This is a genomic window from Capnocytophaga sp. oral taxon 324 str. F0483 (assembly GCF_000318315.2).
Taxonomy (GTDB): Bacteria; Bacteroidota; Bacteroidia; order Flavobacteriales; family Flavobacteriaceae; genus Capnocytophaga; species Capnocytophaga ochracea.
Map to the genome: position 1 here is coordinate 8,408 of NZ_KB291510.1, position 10,187 is coordinate 18,594.

General features: G+C 43.1%; 9 protein-coding genes. 4 read left to right on the plus strand and 5 right to left on the minus strand.

Annotation, left to right across the window (positions count from 1 at the left end):
- Positions 1 to 444: 444 nt before the first annotated feature.
- The gene (locus tag HMPREF9072_RS04605) at positions 445 to 1,188 is read right to left on the minus strand and encodes a TIGR03915 family putative DNA repair protein (RefSeq protein ID WP_009410768.1); all 744 of its coding nucleotides are present in this window, start codon (positions 1,186 to 1,188) and stop codon (positions 445 to 447) included.
- Positions 1,189 to 1,515: 327 nt separating this feature from the next.
- Between HMPREF9072_RS04605 and dprA the strand changes: the two genes are divergently transcribed.
- From dprA to HMPREF9072_RS04625, 4 genes are all read left to right on the plus strand, one after another.
- Positions 1,516 to 2,610 (plus strand): DNA-processing protein DprA, encoded by a 1,095-nt coding sequence (gene dprA, locus HMPREF9072_RS04610; RefSeq protein ID WP_009410769.1) that lies wholly within the window; start codon positions 1,516 to 1,518, stop codon positions 2,608 to 2,610.
- 18 nt (positions 2,611 to 2,628) lie between these two features.
- Entirely contained in the window at positions 2,629 to 3,717 is a 1,089-nt protein-coding gene (dinB, locus tag HMPREF9072_RS04615) for a DNA polymerase IV (protein WP_083475889.1), read from the plus strand.
- A gap of 204 nt (positions 3,718 to 3,921) precedes the next feature.
- Positions 3,922 to 4,890, plus strand: a complete 969-nt coding sequence (locus tag HMPREF9072_RS04620) for a DUF438 domain-containing protein (protein WP_009410771.1) — start codon at positions 3,922 to 3,924, stop codon at positions 4,888 to 4,890.
- Positions 4,890 to 5,594 (plus strand): bifunctional 2-polyprenyl-6-hydroxyphenol methylase/3-demethylubiquinol 3-O-methyltransferase UbiG, encoded by a 705-nt coding sequence (locus tag HMPREF9072_RS04625; RefSeq protein WP_009410772.1) that lies wholly within the window; start codon positions 4,890 to 4,892, stop codon positions 5,592 to 5,594. Before HMPREF9072_RS04620 ends, HMPREF9072_RS04625 begins: the two co-directional genes overlap by 1 nt.
- A gap of 70 nt (positions 5,595 to 5,664) precedes the next feature.
- Here HMPREF9072_RS04625 and HMPREF9072_RS04630 read toward each other — a convergent pair whose 3' ends face one another.
- The 4 genes from HMPREF9072_RS04630 to trpS are packed head-to-tail and all read right to left on the minus strand — an operon-like array spanning position 5,665 to position 9,642.
- Positions 5,665 to 6,297 carry a 7-carboxy-7-deazaguanine synthase QueE gene (locus tag HMPREF9072_RS04630; protein WP_009410773.1) on the minus strand — a complete coding sequence of 211 codons (633 nt, stop codon included), beginning with the start codon at positions 6,295 to 6,297 and terminating at the stop codon, positions 5,665 to 5,667.
- 3 nt (positions 6,298 to 6,300) lie between these two features.
- Entirely contained in the window at positions 6,301 to 7,713 is a 1,413-nt protein-coding gene (locus HMPREF9072_RS04635; RefSeq protein ID WP_009410774.1) for an SPOR domain-containing protein, read from the minus strand.
- On the minus strand, positions 7,710 to 8,672 hold the full coding sequence (locus HMPREF9072_RS04640; RefSeq protein WP_002674080.1) for a Gfo/Idh/MocA family protein: 963 nt from the start codon (positions 8,670 to 8,672) through the stop codon (positions 7,710 to 7,712). The genes HMPREF9072_RS04635 and HMPREF9072_RS04640 overlap by 4 nt, the downstream gene beginning before the upstream one ends.
- A gap of 1 nt (position 8,673) precedes the next feature.
- Positions 8,674 to 9,642 (minus strand): tryptophan--tRNA ligase, encoded by a 969-nt coding sequence (gene trpS / locus HMPREF9072_RS04645; protein WP_009410775.1) that lies wholly within the window; start codon positions 9,640 to 9,642, stop codon positions 8,674 to 8,676.
- Positions 9,643 to 10,187 lie beyond the last annotated feature (545 nt).

Genomic DNA, 10,187 nt, shown 5'->3' on the forward strand with positions numbered 1-10,187 from the left:
TATAAGCTCTCTATAAGCTCTCTATAAGCTACCCACACCCAAATTACAGCTCATCTTTTACCTTTTACCTCAACTCCTCCTTTTGAAAATCTCCGTTTTCTTCCGAATTCTCCAACCAGTCTCAACGCATCGCTTTTGCAGTACACACTTTGCCAAAGTTTTTGCCTGTGCGACTCGCACTTTTGGCAAAGTTGATTAGTGGTATTATTGGCATTTACCCCATTTCCTCATTTTCTAATTCTCTCATTTTCTAATCTTCTTTTCCGTCACTACATTCCCCCTTTGAAGGGGGTTAGGGGGATGTTTATACAACAATGTCGCTTCCCTCCTAATGCCTATGGCCTAAGGCCTAGGGCCTAAGCTCTAAGGCCTCAACAGTTTTTTAACGGCGGCAAAAGTAGTAAATAGAGTCGAACTACACAAATTATTTTGAAAGAAACTAAATTACACTTCCGGTAAGTACTGCCAATAGCGCTTCGGCATATTCCTCATTTGGTATTTTGCGTTCTTGCGCTCGGCTATGTTAATATGCTGAAAATAAGTCTTCCAAAGTGTTTTATAAGCATCAGCAGTAGCCGGAGTAAGCACTCCAAAATGCTTATCCGCAGGAGTAAAAGGCAACACCTCGTGCAGATTGTAAATAAAACCATACCCCCGTTCAGGGTCGTAAAGTACCCATTGTTGGTCAGAAAAACGCGTTTTGAAATGAGGAACAACCAGTGGCAACACGTCATATTCAGGTACTATTTTGGCAAAATAAAGTTCGCCTACCTTTTCAAAGCGCACAAACTCTTTCATTCGGTGTACTTCACGACCCACACTCTTAGCCGCTTTGTGTATAGAGGCAATACCCCTATGGGCAAAGTTCTCCAACACTTTTCCCTCAGGGTATTTCACCATCAGCCTAATAGCCTCCAATAAGTAGTCTTCCATATGTGTTTCTTCCGATAAGAAAGCCCTTAGCACAATCGCCACCCCTTCTTTACCCCAACACTGTTCTATTTTGGTAAGTACCCGTTGCGCTTTCTTAGCATCGGTATACACCGTTTCCTCCTCGCCAAAAAGCAAAGGCGCAAACCGATGTCTCGCTACAATAGTCACCTCGTTGTAACGATACTCAAAAACAGCAAATACCGCTGTGAGGAACCCCTCAAAAGTACTGTCGTATACCAAATGTTTCAAAGCCAAATACAGTTAAATACGCAAAAGCCCGCAAATATACTTCTTTTTTTATTTTAAAGAGAGAATATTACAAAAACATTCGTGTACAATCACCGTCTTCACATTCCCCCTAAAGCCTAACGCCTTTCCGTCGCTACCCTAGTGCCTATGCCCTAATGCCTATGCCCTAATGCCTCACACCTCCTCATTTCCTCATTTTCTCATTTCCAAATTTCCTCATTTTCTAATCCCTATCACCTCCTAGTGCCTAAGGCCTATGGCCTATACCCTCTCTCCCTTTATATCCATTTCAAAAAATATTTATACCTTTGCACTACGCATTAATACTTTATTATGAAAGACAATTTGTTGTATCTTATTGCCTTAAAGAAAATCCCTCTCATAGGCGATATAACTGCCAAGAAACTCATCTCACACTTTGGAAGTGCTCAAAACGTATTCGCTCAACCCAAAAGTGCCTTAGAGAAGGTAGCAGGTATTGGCTCTAAGATTACTCAAAACATACTCAGTGCTCGGTGTTTGCACGAAGCAGAAACCGAATTGCAATTCACTCAAAAGCAAAACATCAGTATTATAACCTATACCGATGAACAGTATCCCTCCTCTCTCAAACAATGTGTAGACAGCCCTATACTTTTTTACCAAAAAGGAAATATCCACTTGCAGAATAAACGACTGCTCAGTATTGTAGGCACTCGCAATATTACCAGCTATGGCACAGCTTTTTGCGAAAAACTCATCGAAGAACTCGCCTCGTTAGATGTGGTAATCGTCAGTGGGTATGCCTACGGAGTAGATATTACCGCCCATAAGGCAGCGATGAAACACCGCCTACAAACGGTGGCTTGTCTTGCCCACGGACTCAATACTATCTACCCCGCTACTCATAGTAAGTATTGTGAGGCAATGGAAGAAAACGGCGGTTTCATCACCGATTTCAGTAGCCAAAGTCCGTTCGACAGAAAGAATTTTCTCAGCCGTAATCGCATTATCGCAGGGCTTTCACAGGCGACCGTAGTTGTTGAGTCGGGACTAAAAGGCGGTAGCTTAGTCACTGCCGATATAGCTTTCTCCTACAATCGCGAAGTATTTGCCGTGCCAGGGCGCACCACCGACCCGTATAGTATGGGGTGCAATGAACTGATACGCAATGGTAAAGCAACCCTACTCACCTCAGCCAAAGACCTCATTTATCAATTAGGTTGGGATACCCCAGCCCCAAAAGCCGTACAACAAGAACTCTTTGTAACTCTTTCCCCTGAGGAAGAAACTATTAGTGCATTTCTCAAAGCCAATGGCAAACAAAGTTTAGACGAGCTCGCCTTGGGGTGCCAAATGCCCATCTACCAACTCTCCAATCTCCTCTTTCAAATGGAAATCAAAGGAGTGATAAAACCCCTCCCAGGCAAGAGGTTTGAAGCAATCTAATTACTGAATCCTAATCCCTTGAACAGAAAAATCATACATATCGATATGGACGCCTTCTATGCTTCGGTAGAACAGCTCGATTACCCCGAACTGCGTGGGAAAGCAATTGCAGTAGGCGGAGGGGAACCACGCGGTGTGGTAGCTACTGCCAGCTACGAGGCACGCAAGTTCGGGGTGCGCAGTGCTATCAGTGGGGCACAAGCGCGCAAACTGTGCCCACATCTCATTTTTGTAAAACCTCGCTTCGAGCGCTACAAGCAAATATCGATGCAAATACGGGCTATTTTCCACGAATATACTGATTTGGTCGAACCTCTTTCCCTTGATGAAGCTTACTTAGACGTAACCGTAAACAAAAAGGGCAACCCTTCGGCTACCCTTATCGCCCAAGAGATTCGCCAACGCATCTTCCAACAAACCGGACTCACGGCTTCGGCAGGCATTTCGGTAAACAAGTTTATCGCTAAAATCGCTAGCGACTACCGTAAGCCCAACGGACAAACCACCATCACCGAAGCCGAAGTGCAAGATTTTTTAGACAGACTCGATGTGCGCAAGTTCTACGGTATAGGCAAAGTAACAGCCGAGAAGATGTACCAGTTAGGGATATTTAAAGGGAGGGACTTGCGCGAGAAATCATTGGAGTTCTTAGAGCGGAATTTTGGTAATAGCGGACATTATTACTACGAACTCTCACGAGGCATTCACCGCAGTGAGGTACAACCTTTCAGAATACGCAAATCAGTAGGTGCAGAAGAAACTTTTGCCGAGAACCTCACCAGCGAGGTGTATATGCTACGCGAACTCGACCATATAGCCGAAGACGTAGTCCGTCGTCTCGACAAACAGCAAGTAGCCGGCAAAACCGTTACCCTGAAAATCAAATACAGTAACTTTACGGTGCAAACGCGCAGTAAAACCCTTAAAGATTTCATAAGTAATAAAGACGACATACTCTTGCACATTAAAGAACTGCTCTATCAAGAACGCCCCGCCGAATCAGTACGACTCTTAGGTATCTCGCTTTCTCACCTCAACAACGAACCCGAAAAAGAAGAAGTAAAGAAGCTAATGTACATACAACTAAAACTAGAATTCCCAGATTGATAAGAAAGAGTTATCGTTATACCTCTAACCTGTCCGATTTGCTCGATAAGTCTGACTTATCAAAAAAAATTTTTCACTACTCATTTGCTAATTCTCTCACTTGTTAATTTTCACCCGTCGTGTTACGACTGCCTGTACGGCTCGTACCTAATTTTCTAATTTCCTAATTATTTCATACCTTTGCGTCCTAAAATAAAATCATTTATGGAACAAACGTTACCCGCAGGACACCCCGTGCATACCTATATGCTTGAAGCTGAACTTATTTACTCACTTATGGATGAGCTACTCGGCATAGACCCTCATACCGATTATCAGAAATTCTACAACGTGTTTAATCATTTGGCAACGGTAGAAAAACACTTTGCTCGCAAGGAAAACCAGCTCTTCCCTTTCTTGGAAAAACGCGGTTGGACGAATCCTTCACAGAATATGTGGTCTTTCCACGACACCATTCGCGATATCTTCCGCTTGGTACGCAAAAACTTAGAAGAAAAAGACCTTGATGCGGCGCAAACCAATGTGCGCTATATCGAAGATAACTTAGGTCGTTTGCTAAATGTAGAAGCGAATATCCTGTTCCCAAACGCCTTGCAATTACTCACCGAAGAAGATTGGATTGAAATGCGCAAAGGCGAAGAGGAAATAGGTTGGATGCTGAAAGAAGAACCTGCACCTTACCCTAATAGCAACCCCGGCGAACCGGTGTACGTACATCCTTCAATGGATACGGAACGTCGCACCGATGTGCAGTTTAGCGACGATGCTACGCATTACGATGAGGGTTATATGACTGTTGAACAGGTAAACCTCTTGCTCAAAACCCTCCCTATTGATATCACTTTTGTAGATGAACACGACCGCGTGATTTTCTACAACCGTGGCGAAGAACGCGTATTTCCTCGCAGTGCCGGTATTATAGGGCGCGAAGTGAAGTTCTGTCATCCTCCTAAGAGTGTGGGCACAGTGCTTAAAATCGTAGAGAACTTTAAAGCAGGTACTCAAAACGAAGCTAATTTCTGGTTCAATTATCGCGGTCGCCTTATCTATGTGCGTTATTTTGCTGTACGCGATAAAGAAAAGAACTACAAAGGCGTGATTGAAATGTCGCAAGATATTACCGATATTCAAAAAATAGAAGGTGAACGCCGCTTATTAGAATGGGATAACTAATGAAAGACTTATTCGGACAAGCTATTTTAGATTATCAGCAAGGGCAATACACCGAAGATATTAAAACGGAAACTACTATTTCCGAAGAAGATGTATTGCCCTTGCCTTATTTGTTTCGCTCTTTTGAACAGATGCCTGCGTTAGAGCAAAAAGCCCTACAAATGGCAAAAGGTAAAGTATTGGAAGTAGGGTGCGGAGCAGGCTCTCACGGACTCTATTTACAGAACGAACGCAAGCTTGAAGTACATTCTATCGACCTATCGCCTAAGGCTATTGAGGCGTGCCTGTTGAGAGGTTTACGCAACGCCAAAGTGCAGAATGTATTGGAAACAACAGGGCAGTACGACACCATTCTCTTACTGATGAATGGCGCAGGTATGTGCGGGCGATTGAAACAAATGGGCGCTTTCTATGCTCATCTGAAAACTCTCTTAGCTCCACACGGACAAATCCTCACCGATTCTTCTGATATTATCTATATGTTCGATGAGAACCCCGATGGCAGTTATGATATACCGCTCTATTTCGATTATTACGGAGAAGTGGATTATGTGGTGAAGTATAAAGGAGAAAAAGAAAAGCCCTTCCCCTGGATGTATGTAGATTACAATACTTTACAAAACGTAGCAATTTCAGTAGGCTTACAATGCGAACTCATCGCCGAAGGAGAACACTTTGATTACCTTGCAAAATTAGCAAATTAGCAAATTAGCAGATTAGCAAATTAGCAGATTAGCAAATTAGCAAATGATTGGGTAGCTTCACATTTTCTAATTACCTAATGTCAAGGTATTTATGTATTTGTAAAGAGGCTTTCCACTGAGGGTGAGCCATCACATAATCTACAATTTTAGGTATTACCTCAGCGCGTTTGCTCCACTCGGGTTGGAGGTAAAGTAAGCACTCAGGCGATACTTGTGCTGCCATTTCTTCGGCAAAAATAAAATCGTGATTGTTATAGATTACCATTTTGAGCTCATTAGCTTTTTGAAGAACGTCTCCTACGGGACGTTTTATTTTTTTAGGCGATAGGCATATCCAATCCCAAGAGCCTGATAACGGGTGTGCTCCTGAGGTCTCTATATGAGTGCGAGCACCTCCTGCTCTCAGCTTTTCGGTAAGTAAAGTTAAGTTCCACATCAGTGGTTCACCCCCTGTAATAATGATAGTTTTGGAGTGTGCTAAGGCTTCGGCTACAATGGTATCTACGGGCACTAAGGGGTGAGCTTCGGCTTGCCAACTTTCCTTTACATCACACCAATGGCAACCCACATCACAACCACCTAAGCGAATGAAATAAGCTGCTGTTCCTTTGTAGAAACCTTCGCCTTGTAAGGTATAAAAAGCCTCCATCAGGGGGAGGAGTTCCCCCTTCTGCAAGGCTATCTGTGTATCTTTGTTTAGCATTTATTATTCGTAATTAGCCACATCTAATATCCACGGGTCGGGGATTTCGGTGTTTTCTCGTACTTCTTCTACCTTTTTCATAGCTTCGTCGTAGGTATTATAACGGGCTATATAAATATAATTCAGTACTTGGTCTTTATTGTAATACACTTGGGCATCATACCCCCATTTCTTCATTTCTTCTACCCGTTTGTTTACATTATTGAAGTTTAAGAAGACTCCCACTACCACATAATAACCCTGCTGAGTATCGGTGACTTTCAGTTTGCTTATTCTCGTTGAACGGTGTAAATGGGTAATCTCTTTCGGATTATTTTCTATCTCCAAAGCGGTAAGGAACAAATAATAACGGTCGCGACTACGTGTATAACTCAAATCTAATGAATTGGTGTTGTTAGGAATCAGGTATTGATTGTCGTTTTTGATATCCATACGGAAGATATCAAAGCCTAAGGTGTTTTCGCTGTTAGGGGTGCGTGTTTTTACTACCTCATCGTTATTTGTAATGGCACTGCTAAAAAAGTTTTGATTAGGGCGCCATTTGCTTTCCAAAGAGGAGGTTTTACCACTGGCAGGTACACCGACGGCTACATTATCACCTGCCATATTAAAGTCGCCTTCGAGGGCTACACCCATAATACGCGTTTTAAAGTCGCCTGCCTCAGGGGTTTTAAATCCACTAAAAGTAAAGGTTTTGGAAGCTTCATTGGTAATAGCCGAAAAGCCATCGTAAGTAATGATTTTCTTTACATTGCTATCGGGGTTTTCGTATACTATTACTAACGCCCAGCCTGCTGCCGAACCGCCTTCTATTTGCCCCAAAGCAGCTTTTACATTGGCTACGGTATAATCGCCTTCTATTTTAGTTGCCGGAGCTAAAAGATTGGTGATATTGGCGTAATACACATAAGGTGCTGAATTTTTTAGCTCATTGTCGGTGCGTCCGTCGTAAATGAGTTCACCAGCGATAGGGGTATAAGTATTGGTTTCGGGTATTTTCAGTAGTACACTACTGGCGTCTTCTCTATTGGAATCAACAGGGATATTTTTATTACCTCTTAGGGTGCCCTTAGCATATGGATAGGTAGCCGACCAATACAAACCTGCATAAGCTACCTTTCCGCCTGTTCCTTCGTAAGAGAATTTGGCACTACTAGATGAAAACGTATTAGGGTCAGCATCGATATCGATGTATTGCATATCGAACTCGTCGTTGAGTTTAGCTTTCGAGCTACGGTCGTTATAAGGGTCGTTAGGGCTATTGCGTTTCTCTTTACGGTTAAGAATGTTATTCCCTATAATTTTGATATCCCCTTTGATAAAGGTTTCGTACCTAATGTTAAAATCGGTAGTAGATTGTGCTTTTAGGGAGAAAACGAGTCCCACAGAAGCGAGCAATGTGATGATATGTTTCATAAACTTACTATTTTCTTGGCAATCCGGAGGGCTTCGGTGCCTTGTTCGAGAGTGACCATAGGGGTCGTATCGTTTACAATGGCATTGGCAAAGCTTTCGAGCTCGTCTAAGATAGCGTTGTTATTATGTATTTCGGGATATTCGAAATAGATTTGACGGCGCTCTCCTTCTGCATTTTGGAGTATCATATCGAAGTCTCCTGGTACTTCTGGGGCGTCTTTCATCTTCACTACCTCTACTTTTTTCTCCAAAAAGTCTACGGATATATAAGCGTCTTTCTGGAAGAAACGGCTTTTGCGCATATTCTTCATAGAGATACGGCTGGCAGTGATATTGGCTACACAACCGTTCTCAAACTCCAAGCGGGCATTAGTAATATCGGGGGAATGACTAATGACCATTGCACTACTTGCCGAAATGTGTTTTACCTTAGATTTTACGACACTTAGGATTACATCGATATCGTGAATCATCAGGTCGAGCACTACGGGCACATCGGTACCACGAGGGTTGAACTCAGCTAAGCGGTGTGCCTCGATGAACATAGGGTTGTGAATTTGGTCGCGTACGGCGATAAAAGCCGGATTGAAGCGCTCTACGTGTCCTACTTGTCCTTTCACGTGGTGTTCTTTGGCAAGAGCAATCATAGCTTCGGCCTCTTCTACCGTAGTAGCGATAGGTTTTTCGATAAAGAGGTGTTTGCCTGCTTTGATAATCTTTTCGGCACACATAAAATGGTTGAGGGTAGGGGTTACTACATCTACCATATCACATTCGGCGATAAGCGCTTCTATACTATCGAAACGCTTGTAGCCAAACTCTTCGCTTACTTTTTTAGCGTTTGCTTCATCGGGGTCGTAGAAGCCTACGAGTTCGTATTTTTCGGATTGGTTAAGCAATCGCAAATGTATCTTTCCTAAATGTCCTGCACCGAGGACGCCAGCTTTTAATTTTGTCATTTTAATATCCTATTTTGGTGCGTACCCTACGCAAAGTTTCATCGGCTACGCGGTGTGCTTTGGTAGCACCTTCTTTTAATATAGCATCGAGTTCGCTTAAATGCTCCATATAGTAAACGTAGCGCTCGCGTGGGGTAGCAAATTTTTCTAATATCAGTTCATAAAGGGTTTGTTTGGCTTGACCGAAACCATAACCTCCTGCACGGTAAGCCTCTTCCATTGCTTGTATTTGCTCAGGAGAAGCTAACAGGCGGTAGAGCCTCATCACGTTGCAAGTATCGGGGTCTTTGGGTGCTTCCAAAGGAGTACTATCGGTTTGGATTGCCATTATTTGCTTGCGGAGTTGTTTTTCGGGCAAGAAAATATTGATGAAATTGTTGCGTGACTTGCTCATCTTTTCGCCGTCGGTACCTGGTATAATCATTATTTTCTCCTCTATTTTAGCTTGTGGCAATACGAAAGTTTCGCCCATTTGGTGATTGAAACGAGAAGCTACATCGCGAGTAATTTCGAGGTGTTGCAACTGGTCTTTGCCCACAGGTACGACCTCAGCATCATACAAGAGTATGTCGGCTGCCATTAGCATAGGGTAAGTGAAGAGCCCAGCATTTACGTCTTGCAGGTAGTCCATTTTGTCTTTAAACGAATGGGCGAGGGTGAGACGTTGGTAAGGAAAAAAACAAGCCAAGTACCACGAGAGTTCAGCGGTTTGGGGTACATCGCTCTGGCGGTAGAAGGTTACTTTATCAGTATCTAAACCGAAAGCCAGCCAAGTGGCAGCAACGCTATAAGTGTTGGCGCGGAGTTGCGCACCGTCTTTTATTTGAGTAAGGGAGTGCATATCGGCGATGAACAGAAACGATTCGTTAGAAGGGTCTGATGCCATTTGCACTGCGGGGAGGATTGCTCCGAGGATATTTCCTAAGTGGGGAGTACCTGTACTTTGAATGCCTGTTAATACACGAGCCATTGTTTTATTAAAAGTTAATAAGTTAAGAAAGTGCAAAGATATGAAATAATTAGGAAATGAGAAAATTAGAGAATGAGGAAATTAGGGAAAAGGCATTAGGCCTTAGGCCATAGGCACTAGGGATAACATTCCTTTTTACACATACTCCACTCTCGCTAGGCACATACCAAGCTGTCGCTGGCTATCTTCAAAAGGTGAATGTGGTGACGGAAAAGAGAATTAGGTGCGAGCGCAGTCGTAGCACGACAGGCAGAGAAAATTAGAGAATTAGGAAATTAGGAAATTAGGCGTGAGGTTGTGTTAGAGGAATGAGGCTGTGCCTCAGAAATTAAACAAAATTTAAACAAAATCAAGGTTGCGCCTTGTAAAACAGCGGAGGTATTGTCAGTTTATTCAACTTTGGCAAAGGTGCGAGCCGCACAGGCAGTGTGAGCCACACGGGCAGAGGAAATGAGAAAATTAGAGAATTAGGAAATGAGGTGAAGGCTACAAGAGAAGCGCCAGAGGAGAGAATTAACTTTGGCAAAGTTTGAAACCAAAACTGT